Origin of the sequence: Photorhabdus africana (assembly GCF_035181445.1) — a bacterium.
GTDB classification, from domain to species: domain Bacteria; phylum Pseudomonadota; class Gammaproteobacteria; order Enterobacterales; family Enterobacteriaceae; genus Photorhabdus; species Photorhabdus laumondii.
The window spans coordinates 104,997-120,822 of record NZ_JAXBVE010000009.1 but is presented as its reverse complement, the minus strand read 5'-3'; the positions used below and the strand labels follow the sequence as shown (position 1 = coordinate 120,822).

The following is a 15,826-nucleotide window of genomic DNA, read 5'->3' as shown; positions in this document are numbered from 1 at the left end:
AAATGGCTAACACTTTTGCCCTGATCCTAACGTTGGCAACGTTAGTCACCGGCATTATTTGGTGTATTGATCGTTTCAAATGGGCACCAGAACGCAAGAAAAAACTTGCCAGATTGCAGGAGCTGACTGAAGGTACAATGGATCAGGGGCATCTGGCTGAGACTATTAACAAGCCAACATGGGTGGATAGCTGTTCATCTATTTTTCCTGTGTTAGCCGTGGTTCTGATCCTGCGCTCTTTTGTTTATGAGCCTTTTCAGATCCCATCGGGTTCCATGATGCCAACTTTATTGATTGGTGATTTCATTCTGGTAGAGAAATATTCATACGGATTGAAAGATCCCATCACTCAAACAACATTGATTAAGACTGGCGAACCAAAGCGTGGTGATGTTGCTGTATTTAAATACCCGTTGGATCCCAGTTTTGACTATATCAAACGGGTGGTTGGTTTACCGGGTGATAAAATTATTTATGATCCGGCAAAGAAAGAATTGCGTATTTTTTCTAATTGCAGCAAAACAGGGAATTGTCAGGGAGAATTACCGGTTTCTTACGGTTCACTATTCCCAAGTGAGTGGACAATGCAGCAATATGGTGTCGATTCCAAGGGTGAAAGTTTGAGAAAGGTAGGTGTTTTCCAAATCCCCGTTGAAGAAACGTTGCCGCCTTACAGTATGCGGCAGGGTGAACGAATTGAGAATTTGGACGCAGTGACCCATCATATTTTGGAGATTCCCGGTGTACTATCGGTACCTAATTTCCGTCAGCCTGGCTTGCCAGAGGGAATGTGGATTGTGCCTGAAGGTCACTATTTTATGATGGGGGATAACCGTGATAATAGCGCTGATAGCCGTGCATGGGGCTTTGTCCCTGAGAAAAATCTGGTGGGTCGCGCTTCAGCTATCTGGATGAGTTTTGAAAAACAGGAAGGGGAATGGCCTACCGGAGTTCGCTTCAGCCGTATTGGTGGAATTAATTAATATTTTTATATTAGCGAAGCATTAATTTTACTCGCAGTGTAGAATGTCCTTTCAAACTTAAACTGGCTCCTAATAAGGAGCCAGTGCAAACGCAACAGTTTTGTCGGGGGTTCCTGTAACAGGTCTGTTGCGTGTGCGTTTTTATTTGACGAATTCTGACCGATATTGGTAGCACATGAATCCCATCGTAATTAACAGATTGCAGCGTAAGCTGGGCTACACTTTTGATCAGCATGATCTGCTGATACAAGCGTTAACTCATCGTAGTGCCAGTAGTAAACATAATGAGCGGCTGGAATTTCTTGGTGACTCAATCCTGAGTTTTGTTATTGCCAATGCGTTGTATCATCGTTTTCCTCGTGTTGATGAGGGGGATATGAGCCGCATGCGTGCCACACTGGTGCGTGGTAATACGCTGGCTGAATTGGCAAGGGAATTTGAATTAGGTGAATGCCTTCGTTTGGGGCCGGGAGAATTGAAAAGTGGCGGTTACCGTCGTGAATCAATACTGGCTGATACCGTTGAAGCGCTGATTGGTGCCATCTTCCTTGATAGCGATATTCAGTCTATTGAAAGAATTATTCTGAGCTGGTACGAAACCCGCCTGAATGAAATCAGCCCTGGCGACAAACAGAAAGATCCGAAAACCCGTTTACAGGAATATTTGCAAGGGCATCATCTGCCTCTGCCATCATATCTGGTTGTTATGGTTCGTGGTGAAGCTCACGATCAAGAATTTACTATTCACTGTCAAGTGAGCGGTATTGAACAGCCGGTTAAAGGAACAGGCTCCAGCCGTCGCAAAGCGGAACAGGCAGCGGCTGAGCAAGCATTAAAACAACTGGAGCTTGAATGAGCGAACAAGAAACCTATTGCGGATTTGTTGCAATAGTTGGACGGCCTAATGTGGGGAAATCCACGTTGCTGAATCAGCTTTTAGGTCAAAAAATATCTATTACTTCCCGCAAACCGCAGACGACTCGTCACCGTATTATGGGTATCCATACAGAAGGTGCGTATCAGATTATCTATGTGGATACGCCAGGGTTACATATTGAAGAAAAACGGGCGATTAACCGGCTGATGAACCGGGCAGCCAGCAGTTCTATCGGTGATGTGGAGTTGGTTATTTTTGTTGTCGAAGGGACTCATTGGACCCCAGATGATGAGATGGTACTGAACAAATTGCGTAATCTGCGTTGTCCGGTTTTACTGGCTATCAATAAAGTGGATAACGTGACCGATAAAACCAGCTTATTGCCACATATTGGTTTTCTCAGTAAACAGATGAGTTTTCTTGATGTTGTCCCAATGAGCGCTGAAAAAGGCATGAATGTTGATACGATTGCCAAAATTGTGCGCGGATATATACCGAAAGCGACTCACCATTTCCCGGAAGATTATATTACTGACCGTTCTCAGCGGTTTATGGCTTCTGAAATCATCCGAGAAAAGCTTATGCGTTTTCTTGGTGATGAATTGCCATATTCTGTCACGGTTGAAATTGAGCAGTTCGTGGCGAATGAGCGCGGTGGTTACAATATCCACGGTTTGATTCTGGTTGAGCGTGAAGGCCAGAAGAAAATGGTTATTGGTAATAAAGGCAGTAAAATCAAGACCATTGGCATTGAAGCCCGTCAGGATATGGAAAGGCTGTTTGATGTAAAAATCCACTTAGAACTGTGGGTTAAAGTTAAAGCGGGTTGGGCTGATGATGAGCGAGCGTTACGTAGCTTGGGTTACGTCGATGATTTGAAATAAGGCATCCTCTGTGGACGGTTGGCAACGTGTTTTTGTTCTTCATGGGCGTCCTTACAGTGAAACGAGTCTGTTATTGGATCTGTTCACTGAAAATGAAGGGCGGATTAGCGTGTTGGCAAAAGGTGCGCGTAGCCGTCGTTCCAATTTGAAAGGCTGCTTGCAGCCCTTTACCCCATTGCTGGTTCGTTGGAGTGGGCGAGGGGCAATTAAAACGCTGCGTGATGCAGATCCTATCTCTCTGGCCCTTCCCCTTACTGGCAGTGTGCTGTACAGCGGTTTATATATCAATGAATTGTTGTCAAGAGTGCTTGAACAGGGAACGGCTTATCCCGCCTTATTCTTTGATTATCTCCAATGCTTGCAGATTCTTGCTGCCAGTGAATATACACCGGAATATGCATTGCGTCGGTTTGAACTCGCATTGCTGGCAAATCTTGGTTATGGCGTTGATTATCTGCATTGTGCGGGAAGTGGTGAACCTATCGCTGACACGATGACCTACCGTTATAGAGAAGAAAAAGGATTTATCGCTAGCTTGGTTGTTGATCATTACAGTTTTACCGGGCGCGAATTAAAATCACTGGCAACTCGTGAATTCCCTGATTCTACGACATTGAAGGCAGCAAAGCGTTTCACGCGTATTGCATTAAAACCTTATTTAGGTGGCAAGTCTTTGAAAAGTCGTGAATTATTTCGGCAGTTTGTACGTCATAAGCCTGAAAAGAAATAAAATTAATGAATTTGTTTTTCTTCAAGATGGAAAGTATAAACTTGTCACATTCTAATATGACTATACCCTATGGATTTCAAGATGCATCGCGGCGGCAAGGGAGCGAATCCCCGGGAGCATAGCAAACGATGTGACCGGGGTGAGAGAGTGCAGCCAACAAAGAGGCAACTTGAAAGATAACGGGTATATGACTACAGGAGATAAATATGGTTGAAGTATTATTAGGCATTAATATCGATCACATTGCGACAGTGCGCAATGCCCGTGGTACCCATTATCCTGATCCGGTTCAAGCGGCTTTTGTTGCGGAACAGGCGGGAGCCGATGGTATTACTATTCATTTACGAGAAGATCGCCGTCATATTACCGATCGGGATGTTGAACTGTTGAAAGAAACTATTCAGACTCGGATGAACCTTGAAATGGCCGTGACTGATGAAATGGTGGATATTGCCTGTCGTATTAAACCTGAATTTTGCTGTTTGGTGCCTGAAAAGCGGCAGGAAGTGACAACAGAAGGGGGCTTAGATGTTATTGGTCAGAAAGATAAGGTTGCTGCGGCGGTTAAGCGTCTATCTGATGCGGGTATTCTTGTCTCGTTATTTATTGATGCGAAACATCAACAAATTGATGCGGCTAGTGAAGTTGGCGCACCTTTCATTGAGATTCATACGGGTGCTTATGCTGATGCAGAAAATGAAGTAGAACAGGAAAAAGAGTTTCATCGTATTAAAGCCGCCGTGACTTATGCTGCGAGTAAAGGTCTAACGGTTAATGCGGGTCATGGGCTGACATATCACAATGTACAACGTATTGCTGCTCTGCCGGAAATTTATGAGTTGAATATTGGGCATGCCATTATTGGACGGGCGGTATTCAGTGGCTTAACTGCTGCTGTGGCAGATATGAAAACCCAAATGCGGAAAGCTCGCCGTTAATGGCTATTATTGGGTTAGGTACAGATATTGTTGAAATTGCCCGTATTGAAGGGGTTGTCGAGCGCTCTGGTGAGCGCTTGGCAAAACGCATTCTCAGTGAATTAGAATGGGAACAATATCAGCAACATGAAAAACCGGTTCGTTTTTTGGCTAAGCGTTTTGCGGTAAAAGAAGCCGCAGCAAAGGCATTAGGAACGGGCATTCGTAATGGGCTGGCATTTAACCAGTTTGAAGTGGTCAATGATGCACTGGGAAAACCGATGTTGCGGCTCTATGGTGCGGCGGCAGCGTTGGCTCAGCAATTAGGGGCGACCTCTTTGCATGTGACATTGGCTGATGAGCGCCGCTATGCCTGTGCGACCGTTATTCTGGAAAGTTAATTTCAGATTTTGTCGGCATGATGTAATAGCACAAATTTATCCCACAATTGTTCTTCTGTTTCCTGACGGTTTGGATCGGTAATAATCGTATTGTTTATCGGACAGACTGATTGACAGGTTGGAATATCATAATGACCGATGCATTCGGTGCAACGGTCGGCATCAATCTCATAAATTTCATCTCCCATCGATATCGCCTGATTGGGACATTCGGGTTCACACATATCACAATTGATACAGCTTTTTTTAATTAATAACGACATTTCAATAGATTAACTTATTTTTCATTTTAAATCAGTGTGTTATTGATGGTTCTTATTTATTACTATTACACACTTCTTATATTTCTATACCCGTTATCCTTCAAGTTGCCTCTTTGTTGGCTGCACTCGCTCACCCCGGTCACATAGTTATCTAAGCTCCCGGGGATTCGTTCCCTTGCCGTCGCGATGCATCTTGAAATCCATAGGGTATATACAGCATAAATTACATTGAAAAACCAAGCCTGGCAACATAAAACCATAATATATGAAATTTTTTCTGTCTTAGCTGTATTATTCGGTTAGCTATATAAGGAATTTCAATAACGTGCAAGGTCACCAATATTGCATGGGCTAGCAAGTCGTGGGTGATAATAGTTCGAATTATAATAGAATATTTACGGCTGTAGTATTAGCAATAATAAAATAATTAAGACCGGGCGCTATACTAATCCCGGTCTTTTTGTTAATTACGATAATGGCGGAATTGACCAATCAAATTCCGAAGTTTTATCAAGATAATTCTAAAGTCTGAGATAGATAACAACTATGAGTGTTGAAAGTTAGTTATCTGATACCCCTACTACGAATATGCGGACAGGCGGAAAGTTTGTATTGCGAGATTGCCAGTGTGATATTATTACTAGGTTTTCTTTATTGATTTTTAATATATCAGCTCCTTCACCATAGTTACCTCCACTGATATATCCTCCCATGCTGGAAAGTATAGCATGAGGTTCATAAGAGTATGCGATTGGGTATGTAATAGTGAATTTCCCCTCGTTAGCTAAATTTGGAGCCACTACATATACAGATTGGAATAAGAGATATTTTCTCTTTAATCCACTCAAAAATGGAATTTTAAAAGTCATGAAATTATTCCCTTGTGTAAACAAAGGAGTGCCTGCTAATACTAAGTCTAATAAACCGAGATTTTTCACAAACTCATTTTTGTTAGGAATATCTTTACCATTTTGGTTTTTGTCCAATCTGCCGTTAGCATTATCATTTATATCGGAAACAAGTTTCTGAGTTGCGGCCAGTGTATTACTATTGCCAATGATATCTGTGAGTTGAACAATACCTTTTTGTATTAATGAGGCATCAGGAATTTTTGTTGTGATTTTTTGTTCTAACGCTTTATTTAATTTTGCAGTTAGTTTGGTTATATTACCGTCATCCAAAACATCACTGTCAGATTCTGTCGCAATAAAATCGGCTACAACAGATGATATTGTGGAAGACTGACGTAATGCCTTATTTAATATATGGAGGGTAAGACCGTCTGGTGAAAACCCAGTCCGCAATTCTGGACTATTTTCATATAAATTTTGAGCTACCACATTAGCACCGTCTCTAATAGAAAACGCTTTAAAATCATTCTTTGGATTCATATCAATTTTCCTAAGGTTTAATAGTGGGTTTATATTAATATCTTAAATTGTTTTAAGTATAATTTACTGCCTCTTATAGTTTAAGGATAAAAAACAATAATTAAATGTTTTTATAAATTATGGTGTTAATGGTTTTTATATGCTTTGATCAATAAACAATTCGATACTATCTAAGTAATTAATACTTATTTTATAGAGGCTATCTTAAATGATTTTCCTATTAAAAGATTCATTGTGGGAAGTAGATTTCAATGACGTTCGTGGTTATTAATACGTATGGAGAATAGTTCGGATGATAACAGAATATTTATTGCTGTAGTGCTGGAAATAATACAATAACAAAATGATAAAGGCCGGGGTTTACCTTAGTTCCGGCCTTTTTATTAGTTACGATAATGGCGAAATTGGCCAGTCAATTTCCGGTGCTGTTGAAGTATCAACCCGGTTAAGCATCACTCGGTATTTTTTCCATTCTTTGAGTAATAGCATTTCTTCATCTGTTGCTATACCAAGTTCTACCGCATCGGAAAGCGGGGTTATTTTCTCATTTGCCAGAGATATAAATTGCGCTTTTTGGCTTTCCGCTATGGATATCAATTCCTCTTTTTTTGGTGGTGGAATATCTTCCCAACAAGGAAGACCCTCTTTGCCAGAGGAAAGTATTTTCCCTGTAGGAGGTATTCCAGAGAACGTATTAAATATGTCATCAGTTACAGATATAGGGTCATTTGGCCATGATCCTGCTTCAATATAATTCTGTTGTAATAATAGTGGATAAAATGCTTTATTTAATGCGCTAAATACAAAGTTTTTGTTATTCATAATTCTTTGCCAATTTTAATTAAATAATCATAATGGTAAATTGATTATTTTTAATTAATATCCTATTGCCCTAAAAAATACTCCAACAGGAGAAGTATTATTAGTAGGACTTCTATAACATTGGAATTGACTCCGATTTAATATGCTTACTGAACATATTCCGGCGTCTTGGGGGTTATAACCACCATGAGTTAATGTAATATTTAAACATGCGTTAGGAAAGGGTATTGGAAAATTATTTAAATACCCGGCCTCAAGAGAGCCGTGCCCGTTAGCCAGTACAAATCCCCATGTTTCAATTAAACCTGAAGGTAATTTTTGCCAACCAGCGCTAGCCAAGTTTGCGGTAAAATACGATATATCTGGAATTTGATTAACATCAGTGCCCACTTCTCGTTTTGCCGCTTCATTTAAACCCAAGTTTTTTACAAACTCATTTTTATTAGGAATATCTGCTCCGTTTTTTGCTTTTTCCAATGCGAAATCGTAAATTTGATTTGTAAATTTTTTTTCTAGCGCTCTATTTAATTGAGCTTTGATCTTGACGGTATCACCCTCATCGAGAACATCACTGTCAGATTCTGTCGCGATAAAATCAGCTACAACAGAGGATATTGTGGATGACTGACGTAACGCTTTATTTAACACATGAAGGGAAATCGTATTCTTTTCTGGAAACCCAAATTTTAAAATTTCCTCTCTTTCATATTCTTGTTGATTCACTACATTCGCGTTATTAACAATAGAAAATGCTTTAAAATCATTTTTTGCACTCATATGTATTTTCCTGAAATTCAATAGATGGTTTTATAGATAATATCTTAAATTATTGTAGAAATAATTTTTCAACGCTCATAGTCTAGAGATAAAAAGTAATAATTAAATATCTTTATAGCTTATGGGGTTAATTATTTTTCGTATGTTTCAAGTAACAAATAATTCAATATATTTCAGTTGAAAATATATCGGAATAATTCAGTTTCTCTTGTGAACTATCTTAAATAATTTCCATGTTGAAAGATTTATTCAGGAAAGTAAATTTCGATGACGGGCAAGATCATTAATGTCGTATGAGCTATAAAGTCTTGGCGAAGAATAGCTTGGATGATAATAGAATATTTACCATTGTAGTATTGGTAATAAAAAATGATTAAAACCGGGTTCAGTCTGAATCCCGGTCTTTTTATTAATTACGATAATGGCGCAATTGGCCAGTCAATTTCCGGTGCCGTTGAAGTATCAACCCGGTTAAGCATCACCCGGTATTTTTTCCATTCTTTGAGCAATAGCATTTCTTCGTCTGTTGCTATACCAAGTTCTACCGCATCGGAAAGCGGGGTTATTTTCTCATTTGCCAGAGATATAAATTGCGCTTTTTGGCTTTCCGCTATGGATATCAATTCCTCTTTTGTTGGTGGTGGAATATCTTCCCAACAAGGAAGACCCTCTTCGCCAGAGGAAAGTATTTTTCCTGTGGGCGGGATTCCAGAGAACGTATTAAATATATCATCCGTTACAGATAGGGGGTCGTTTGGCCATGAGCCAGCTTCAATATACTCCTGTTGTAGTGATAGCGGATAAAATGCTTTATTTAATGCACTGAATACATAGTTTTTATCGTTCATGATTTTCTGCCAGTTTTAATTGGATAATTATCAATTTTATTTTTTAATTAATACCCTATTGCCATAAAAAATGTAAAAGTAGTGAGTTTATGGTAATTAAGATTTTTATAACACCGAAACTGATGCCGATCTTCTATCGTTGCTGAGAATATACCGGCTGCTTGAGGGTCATTACCACGGTGAGTTAACGTGATACTAAAACATTCATTTGGGAATGGTATTGGAAAATTATTCAAATACCCAGCTTGAGGGTCGCTGTGGTTATAAACTTGAGCTAATCCCCACATTAAAATTAAACCCGAAGGCAATTTTTGCCAGCCATTCTTAACCAAGTTTGCGGTGAAAAACGACATGTTTGGAATTTGATTAATTCCATTTCCCACTTTCAGGTTTGCAGCTTTATCTAAACCTAAGTTTTTCACAAACGCATTTTTATTAGGAATATCTGCGCCGTTTTGCGTTTTTTCCAGTCTGTTATTGGTATTATTATTTATATCGGAGACAAGCTTCTGTGTTGCAGCCAGTGTATTACTATTGCCAATGATATCTGTGAGTTGAACAACACCTTTTTGTGTTAATGAGGCATCGGGAACTTTTTTTGTGATTTTTTGTTCTAGAGCCTTATTTAATTGTGTAGTGAGTTTGGTTATGTTGCCATCATCCAAAACATCACTGCCAGATTCTGTCGCGATAAAATCAGCTACAACAGAGGATATTGTTGATGACTGACGTAATGCTTTATTTAATACATGTGTGGTAAGACCTATTGGGGGAAATCCAGTCTGCAATTCTATAGTGTCTTCATATAAATTTTGAGCTACCACATTAGCACCGTCTCTAATAGAAAACGCTTTAAAATCATTCTTTGGATTCATATCAATTTTCCTAAGGTTTAATAGTGGGTTTATATTAATATCTTAAATTGTTTTAAGTATAATTTACTGCCTCTTATAGTTTAAGGATAAAAAACAATAATTAAATGTTTTTATAAATTATGGTGTTAATGGTTTTTATATGCTTTGATCAATAAAAAATTCGATACTATCTAAGTAATTAATACTTATTTTATAGAGGCTATCTTAAATGATTTTTCTATTAAAAGATTCATTGTGGGAAGTAGATTTCAATGACGTTCGTGGTTATTAATACGTATGGAGAATAGTTCGGATGATAACAGAATATTTATTGCTGTAGTGCTGGCAATAATACAATAACAAAATGATAAAGGCCGGGGTTTACCTTAGTTCCGGCCTTTTTATTAGTTACGATAATGGCGAAATTGGCCAGTCAATTTCCGATGCTGTTGAAGTATCAACCCGGTTAAGCATCACCCGGTGTTTTTTCCATTCTTTGAGTAATCGTATTTCTTCGCCTGTTGCTATACCAAGTTCTACCGCATCGGAAAGTGGGGTTATTTTCTCATTTGCCAGAGATATAAATTGTGCTTTTTGGCTTTCCGCTATGGATATCAATTCCTCTTTTGTTGGTGGTGGAATATCTTCCCAACAAGGAAGACCCTCTTTGCCAGAGGAAAGTATTTTCCCTGTGGGAGGTATTCCCGAGAACGTATTAAATATATCATCCGTTACAGATATGGGGTCGTTTGGCCATGAGCCAGCTTCAATATACTCCTGTTGTAGTGATAGCGGATAAAATGCTTTATTTAATGCACTGAATACATAGTTTTTATCGTTCATATTAATACCCTATTGCTCTATAAAATGCGGCTACAGGAATTTGTAAATTTGGAATACTGCTAAAACATTGGAATTGGGCATTATTGACTGTCATTATTGAAAATGTGCCTGCATGTTGAGGGGCGTTACCAACGTGAGTTAACGTGACGTTGAGACATTTATTCGGGAATGGGATTGGAAAGTTATTTAAAGCACCAGGTTCGGCATAAGCATTGCCTTTAACTGATGCTATTCCCCACATTTCAATTAAACCCGAAGGTAATTTTTGCCATCCGACCTGATTCAGGTTAGCGGTGAAAAACGACATATTAGGTACCTGATTTTCACCATTCCCTATCGTTATATTTGTTGAATCTGATAAACCAAGGTTCTTTATAAATTCAGCTTTATTTGGAATGTCTGCGCCGTTTTGGTCTTTTGCCAGTCGATTATTAGCATTATCATTTACATCAGAAACAAGCTTTTGAGTTGGAGCGAGTGTATTACTGTTGCCTATTTGGTCTGTGAGCTGAATAATTCCTTTTTCTGTTAATGAGGCATCGCGAGTTTCTGTTGTGTTTTTTTGTTCTAAGGCTTTCTTGAATTGGGCGGTGAGTTTGTCTATATCCCCATTATCCAGAACATCTTCGCCAGATTGTGTTGCGATAAAATTAGCGACGGCAGTGGATATGGTTGACGACTGACGTAATGCCTTATTCAATAGTTCAGGGGTAATATCTGCTGTTGGAAACCCAGTTTGTAATTTTTGTTCTTTTTCATATGTTTCTTGGGTCATTATATTTGCATTTTCACTAATAGAAAAAGCCTTAAAATCATTCTTTTGACTCATATATTTTTCTCCAATTAAGCAGTGCATTTTATAAGCAATATAGTGAATTTTTATAAAAATAATTTTTCCCTATTCACGTCAACTATAGTTTAGTGAGAAAAAAGAATAATGGAATATTCTTATAACTTATAGGGTTAACTATTTTTATATAATTGTTGGTAATGAATATGTTAATTTTTTGTAATCTAAAATGGATCTAAACTATTTGCATTTAATGTTTGAAAATGATGTTTATTAATTCTATTTTTGGTCTGAGAAGATTGGGTGATTGCTATTATTTCAGTCTATTTGTTCTAATTATTTGTATACCCGGCATCTTTCAAGTTGCCTCTTTGTTGGCGGCACTCACTCACCCCGGTCACATAGTTGCCTATGCTCCCGGGGATTCACTCCCTTGCCGTCGCGATGCATCTTGAAATCCATAGGGTATAGATATCAATTCTTTTTTCGCTGGTGGTGGAATATCTTCCTGACTAATTTTCTGCCAGTTTTAATTAAATAATCATCATAGTAAATTAATTCTTTTTAATTAATATCCTATTGCCCTAAAATAAGTATAAACAAAAGGTTGACCGTCACCTAAACCTCTAAAACATTTGAATTGACTCTGATTTACTACGGATGCCCCGAATATTCCTGCTGCTCTCGGGTCCCAATCATTGTGAGTTAATGTGATGTTAAAACATTTATTTGGGAATGGTATTGGGAAGTTATTAAGATATCCGAGATCAGGTCTTCCTCCGGCAGAAACTCGTGCTATTCCCCACATTTCAATTAAACCTGAGGGTAATTTTTGCCAACCACTCTGAACCAAGTTTGAGGTGAAAAATGACATATCTGGAATTTGATTAACTCCAGTTCCCACTTCACGTTTTGCTGCTTCATTTAAACCTAAGTTTTTCACAAACGCATTTTTATTGGGGATATCGGCACCGTTTTGCGTTTTTTCTAGTCTGTTATTGGCATTATTATTGATATCGGAGGCAAGCTTCTGAGTTGCAGCCAGTGTATTACTATTGCCAACTACATTTGTAAGCTGAACAACACCTTTCTGTGTTAGTGAGGCATCGGGAATTTTTGTTGTAATTTTTTGCTCTAATGCTTTATTTAATTGTGCAGTGAGTTTGGCTATATTACCATCATCCAAAACATCACTGCCAGATTCTGTCGCAATAAAATCAGCTACAACAGAGGCTATTGTGGACGATTGACGCAATGCCTTATTTAATAAGTGAGTGGGAACATTATCTGGTGGAAACCCAGAATACAAACTCTGACTTTCTTCGTATCTTTCTTGACTGACTACATTCGCATTATTGCTAATAGAAAACGCTTTAAAATCATTCTTATGACTCATACATATATTCCTTAAGTAAATAATATTATTTTATAATTAATATATTGGGTTATAGTGAGGGTAATTTGTCGAGATTTATTTAAATTATAGCCTACTCCAAGAAGTAAATAATAAAATTTCATTATTAATCAGTCGATTAATTATTTGTATATGGCTGATGATAATAATTTTTTTAACGTCTTGTAATCGAAAGTATATTCAAAATGTTTTTATTTTACATTTGGAAATTATTTTGTAAATTTTTTAAATAATTTTAACAAGTTTTCTTAAAATACATGGTGTCAGAATATCGGTTGCGAAAATAATATTATTTTGTCTATTGGTTAGATTATTATATTTGTTTTATGTTTGCTCCATAAATATAGGTAAATATCTTTATCAAATAATGGTGTGAATTATCTGCTAAAAAACAAAATGGGAAAAGGGCTGCCATGCAGCCCATAATTCTAATCAGCAATATAAATTTCTGTAATATCAGGGCAATCCTCTTTGTTTACTATAGATAACCTCACTCCTCCGTCTGATGAATGCACAACGAGCCATCCTTTTGATCCATATCCAGTGCCAACCAAAATATTATCGATCGGAGGCATTTGTAAAGGTAAAAATATACCTGGGCTACCAGTACGTAAATATATACATCTTCCTCGTATGTCCTGACTCAGTAATATGCTACTTCCGCTATCTCCACTCTTTCCTATTTTTCGCCATCCCTGATTAGGGCCTTTCTTTTGATATCGCTCGTCGGATTCCGAACGTGAATATGCCCCGACATCTCTGGCTTCCAGATTGATGTCTTCAATCAGCGCTTTGCCGTTAATTTTCCTGTTATTAGGAACCGCATTTTTTGCCAATGTCACGGTTTCTGATAAGCCAAGTTCATTTACAGTAGGTTTGTTTTTGGTTGTATAAATGCTAGTCCAATCTTCTTCAAATCCATAATTATCACGAGCCGAGCGATAAGCAATACCCCCGTTTTTATAATGCACTTTCAACTGAAAAGCGGGACAACTTCCAACGCCATTATAGAAGTGCACAACATGATCACTAAATTTCGTATGCAGTAAATCATATGACCCTGAATCTACATTCCACGGGACTTGGTTATCAACAGAGTATTTTCCTGTTAATCCAAGCCTAAATGCCCCCACATCGCCAGCCGCTAAATTGATATCTCCAGTCAGCGCCTTACCATTAATTTTCCGACTATTCGGCACAGCATTTCTCGCCAAATTGACGGTTTCCAATAAATCGAGATTTTTCACAAACTCATTTTTATTGGGAATATCTGCCCCATTTTGGTTTTTGGCTAATCTACTGTTAGCATTATCATTTATATCAGAAACAAGCTTCTGAGTTGCAGCGAGTGAATGACTATTACCAACCACATCGGTAAGCTGAACAATACCTTTCTGTGTTAATGAGGCATCGGGAACCTTTGGCGCCATTTTCTGTTCCAGTGCCTGATTTAATTGAGCGGTGAGTTTATCTATATTTCCATCATCCAGAACATCATTGCCAGAGTGTGTCGCGATAAAATTAGCGACTACTGAGGATATTGTAGATGATTGACGTAATGCCTTATTTAATATATTAGTGGTGATACCATCGGGTGCAAACCCAGTTTTCAAATTCTGACTTTCTTCATATTTTTCTTGGCTCGCTGCATTAGCATTAATACTAATAGAAAAAGCCTTAAAATCATTTTTAGGACTCATACTATACTCCTTAGATTAAGTAATGAATTTTATAAATAACATATTGAATTATTGTAAAATTGATTCCTTATTTAATGCATTGAATACATGGTTTTTATTGGTCATGATTTTTTGCCATGTTAATTAAATAATTATAACAATTTGATTTTTATTAAATTAATATCCTACTGCTCTAAAATATGCTAGAACAGCAGGAGTCCAATTAGTAGGACTTCTAAAACATCGAAACTCACGCTGATTTTCTATGATGACTGCAAATATTCCTGCTGCGTTAGGGCTATGCCCCTTATGAGTTAACGTGACATTAAAACATTTATTTGGAAATGGTATTGGGAAGTTGTTTAAATATCCAGACGTGTAAGAGCCATGACCATTAATTTGAGCTATTCCCCACATTTCAATTAGACCAGAAGGTAATTTTTGCCAGCCAGCTTCATTCAAGTTTTTGGTGAAAAGCGACATGTCTGGAAGCTGATTAATTCTATTATTCAAATTATTATTGATATCGGAGACAAGTTTCTGTGTTGCAGCCAATGTATTATTATTGCCAACCACATTTGTAAGTTGAACAACACCTTTTTGTATTAATGAGGCATTGGGAACTTGTGTTGCAATTTTTTGTTGTAACGCTTTATTTAATTGAATATTAAGTTTAGCGGTATCTCCATCATCAAGAACATCTTCACCAGATTGTGTCGCAATGAAATTAGCGACGACAGAGGCTATTGTTGACGATTGACGTAATGCTTTATTTAGCACATGAATAGTAATATCTTCTGGTGGAAACCCAGTTTGTAAATTCTGACTTGTTTCATATTCTTGTTGACTCACTACATTGGCATTGGCGCTAGTAGAAAACGCTTTAAAATCATTTTTAGGACTCATATGCTTTCCTTAAATTAAATAACATTGTTTTGTAATTAATATCTTGGGTTATAGTACACATGATTTCTCGCGATTGATTTCAACTATAGAGTTTAGCCTAAAAAAAGGTTGGTAAGATGCTATTATAGATTAAATGATTGATTATTTATGTATGACTGATAGCGATAAATAGTTTAATCTCTTGTGATCGAAAATATACCAAGTCATTTGGTGCTGGGTTTTTATTTTTATAACTGAATTATTAATTTGGAAATGGAATATTATATTACCACAACTATTAATCTCGAAGGTTTAATTAGAGATTATATTATAATGATGAAGATTTATTTATAAAAAGATGGGTGTTAGCTCTGGACAGCAACTGAAAGATTATTGTCGCCTGAACGATGGTGATCTCTCTGTACCAGAAAGACGTTTATATCCAGAAAGCAGAAATTTTATTTATGA

At 37.6% G+C, this 15,826-nt stretch carries 17 protein-coding genes; 6 read left to right on the top strand and 11 right to left on the bottom strand.

Annotation, left to right across the window (positions count from 1 at the left end; genetic code table 11):
• Positions 1-2 precede the first annotated feature (2 nt).
• The 6 genes from lepB (at position 3) to acpS (ending at position 4,792) form a co-directional block, all read left to right on the top strand.
• The gene (lepB, locus tag SLS51_RS07550; RefSeq protein ID WP_323836980.1) at positions 3-983 is read left to right on the top strand and encodes a signal peptidase I; all 981 of its coding nucleotides are present in this window, start codon (positions 3-5) and stop codon (positions 981-983) included.
• A 175-nt stretch (positions 984-1,158) separates the two neighbouring features.
• Positions 1,159-1,839 (top strand): ribonuclease III, encoded by a 681-nt coding sequence (rnc, locus tag SLS51_RS07545; RefSeq protein ID WP_323836978.1) that lies wholly within the window; start codon positions 1,159-1,161, stop codon positions 1,837-1,839.
• On the top strand, positions 1,836-2,744 hold the full coding sequence (gene era, locus SLS51_RS07540) for a GTPase Era (RefSeq protein ID WP_112876369.1): 909 nt from the start codon (positions 1,836-1,838) through the stop codon (positions 2,742-2,744). Before rnc ends, era begins: the two co-directional genes overlap by 4 nt.
• 10 nt (positions 2,745-2,754) lie before the next feature.
• Positions 2,755-3,474 (top strand): DNA repair protein RecO, encoded by a 720-nt coding sequence (recO, locus tag SLS51_RS07535; RefSeq protein WP_323836975.1) that lies wholly within the window; start codon positions 2,755-2,757, stop codon positions 3,472-3,474.
• A 206-nt stretch (positions 3,475-3,680) separates the two neighbouring features.
• Positions 3,681-4,412, top strand: a complete 732-nt coding sequence (pdxJ, locus tag SLS51_RS07530) for a pyridoxine 5'-phosphate synthase (RefSeq protein ID WP_323836973.1) — start codon at positions 3,681-3,683, stop codon at positions 4,410-4,412.
• A complete protein-coding gene (acpS, locus tag SLS51_RS07525; RefSeq protein WP_323836971.1) occupies positions 4,412-4,792 on the top strand; it encodes a holo-ACP synthase in 381 nt (126 codons plus the stop codon). The genes pdxJ and acpS overlap by 1 nt, the downstream gene beginning before the upstream one ends.
• 2 nt (positions 4,793-4,794) lie before the next feature.
• On the opposite strand, the gene SLS51_RS07520 is transcribed toward acpS, so the two are convergent.
• The 11 genes from SLS51_RS07520 to SLS51_RS07470 form a co-directional block, all read right to left on the bottom strand.
• A complete protein-coding gene (locus SLS51_RS07520) occupies positions 4,795-5,055 on the bottom strand; it encodes a YfhL family 4Fe-4S dicluster ferredoxin (RefSeq protein ID WP_323836969.1) in 261 nt (86 codons plus the stop codon).
• A 560-nt stretch (positions 5,056-5,615) separates the two neighbouring features.
• Positions 5,616-6,446: a phage tail protein gene (locus tag SLS51_RS07515; RefSeq protein WP_323836967.1), complete on the bottom strand. Its 831-nt coding sequence runs from the start codon at positions 6,444-6,446 to the stop codon at positions 5,616-5,618.
• 387 nt (positions 6,447-6,833) lie between these two features.
• On the bottom strand, positions 6,834-7,268 hold the full coding sequence (locus tag SLS51_RS07510) for a tail fiber assembly protein (RefSeq protein ID WP_323836965.1): 435 nt from the start codon (positions 7,266-7,268) through the stop codon (positions 6,834-6,836).
• Positions 7,269-7,322: 54 nt separating this feature from the next.
• On the bottom strand, positions 7,323-8,045 hold the full coding sequence (locus SLS51_RS07505; RefSeq protein WP_323836963.1) for a gp53-like domain-containing protein: 723 nt from the start codon (positions 8,043-8,045) through the stop codon (positions 7,323-7,325).
• A 413-nt stretch (positions 8,046-8,458) separates the two neighbouring features.
• Positions 8,459-8,893, bottom strand: coding sequence for a tail fiber assembly protein (locus tag SLS51_RS07500; protein WP_323836961.1), 435 nt, complete (start codon positions 8,891-8,893; stop codon positions 8,459-8,461).
• 47 nt (positions 8,894-8,940) lie between these two features.
• The gene (locus tag SLS51_RS07495) at positions 8,941-9,768 is read right to left on the bottom strand and encodes a phage tail protein (RefSeq protein WP_323836959.1); all 828 of its coding nucleotides are present in this window, start codon (positions 9,766-9,768) and stop codon (positions 8,941-8,943) included.
• Between the two features lie 387 nt (positions 9,769-10,155).
• Positions 10,156-10,590 (bottom strand): tail fiber assembly protein, encoded by a 435-nt coding sequence (locus SLS51_RS07490; RefSeq protein ID WP_323836957.1) that lies wholly within the window; start codon positions 10,588-10,590, stop codon positions 10,156-10,158.
• 1 nt (position 10,591) lies between these two features.
• Entirely contained in the window at positions 10,592-11,419 is an 828-nt protein-coding gene (locus SLS51_RS07485; RefSeq protein WP_323836955.1) for a phage tail protein, read from the bottom strand.
• Positions 11,420-11,948: 529 nt separating this feature from the next.
• The gene (locus tag SLS51_RS07480) at positions 11,949-12,776 is read right to left on the bottom strand and encodes a phage tail protein (protein ID WP_323836953.1); all 828 of its coding nucleotides are present in this window, start codon (positions 12,774-12,776) and stop codon (positions 11,949-11,951) included.
• A 446-nt stretch (positions 12,777-13,222) separates the two neighbouring features.
• The gene (locus SLS51_RS07475; RefSeq protein ID WP_323836951.1) at positions 13,223-14,494 is read right to left on the bottom strand and encodes a phage tail protein; all 1,272 of its coding nucleotides are present in this window, start codon (positions 14,492-14,494) and stop codon (positions 13,223-13,225) included.
• A 156-nt stretch (positions 14,495-14,650) separates the two neighbouring features.
• Positions 14,651-15,379, bottom strand: a complete 729-nt coding sequence (locus tag SLS51_RS07470) for a gp53-like domain-containing protein (RefSeq protein ID WP_323836949.1) — start codon at positions 15,377-15,379, stop codon at positions 14,651-14,653.
• Positions 15,380-15,826 lie beyond the last annotated feature (447 nt).

Coding starts and splice junctions, on each gene's coding strand:
- lepB (WP_323836980.1), top strand. CDS start 3: ATGGCTAACACTTTTGCCCTGATCCTAACGTTGGCAACGTTAGTCACC.
- rnc (WP_323836978.1), top strand. CDS start 1,159: ATGAATCCCATCGTAATTAACAGATTGCAGCGTAAGCTGGGCTACACT.
- era (WP_112876369.1), top strand. CDS start 1,836: ATGAGCGAACAAGAAACCTATTGCGGATTTGTTGCAATAGTTGGACGG.
- pdxJ (WP_323836973.1), top strand. CDS start 3,681: ATGGTTGAAGTATTATTAGGCATTAATATCGATCACATTGCGACAGTG.
- acpS (WP_323836971.1), top strand. CDS start 4,412: ATGGCTATTATTGGGTTAGGTACAGATATTGTTGAAATTGCCCGTATT.
- SLS51_RS07520 (WP_323836969.1), bottom strand. CDS start 5,055: ATGTCGTTATTAATTAAAAAAAGCTGTATCAATTGTGATATGTGTGAA.
- SLS51_RS07515 (WP_323836967.1), bottom strand. CDS start 6,446: ATGAATCCAAAGAATGATTTTAAAGCGTTTTCTATTAGAGACGGTGCT.
- SLS51_RS07510 (WP_323836965.1), bottom strand. CDS start 7,268: ATGAATAACAAAAACTTTGTATTTAGCGCATTAAATAAAGCATTTTAT.
- SLS51_RS07505 (WP_323836963.1), bottom strand. CDS start 8,045: ATGAGTGCAAAAAATGATTTTAAAGCATTTTCTATTGTTAATAACGCG.
- SLS51_RS07500 (WP_323836961.1), bottom strand. CDS start 8,893: ATGAACGATAAAAACTATGTATTCAGTGCATTAAATAAAGCATTTTAT.
- SLS51_RS07495 (WP_323836959.1), bottom strand. CDS start 9,768: ATGAATCCAAAGAATGATTTTAAAGCGTTTTCTATTAGAGACGGTGCT.
- SLS51_RS07490 (WP_323836957.1), bottom strand. CDS start 10,590: ATGAACGATAAAAACTATGTATTCAGTGCATTAAATAAAGCATTTTAT.
- SLS51_RS07485 (WP_323836955.1), bottom strand. CDS start 11,419: ATGAGTCAAAAGAATGATTTTAAGGCTTTTTCTATTAGTGAAAATGCA.
- SLS51_RS07480 (WP_323836953.1), bottom strand. CDS start 12,776: ATGAGTCATAAGAATGATTTTAAAGCGTTTTCTATTAGCAATAATGCG.
- SLS51_RS07475 (WP_323836951.1), bottom strand. CDS start 14,494: ATGAGTCCTAAAAATGATTTTAAGGCTTTTTCTATTAGTATTAATGCT.
- SLS51_RS07470 (WP_323836949.1), bottom strand. CDS start 15,379: ATGAGTCCTAAAAATGATTTTAAAGCGTTTTCTACTAGCGCCAATGCC.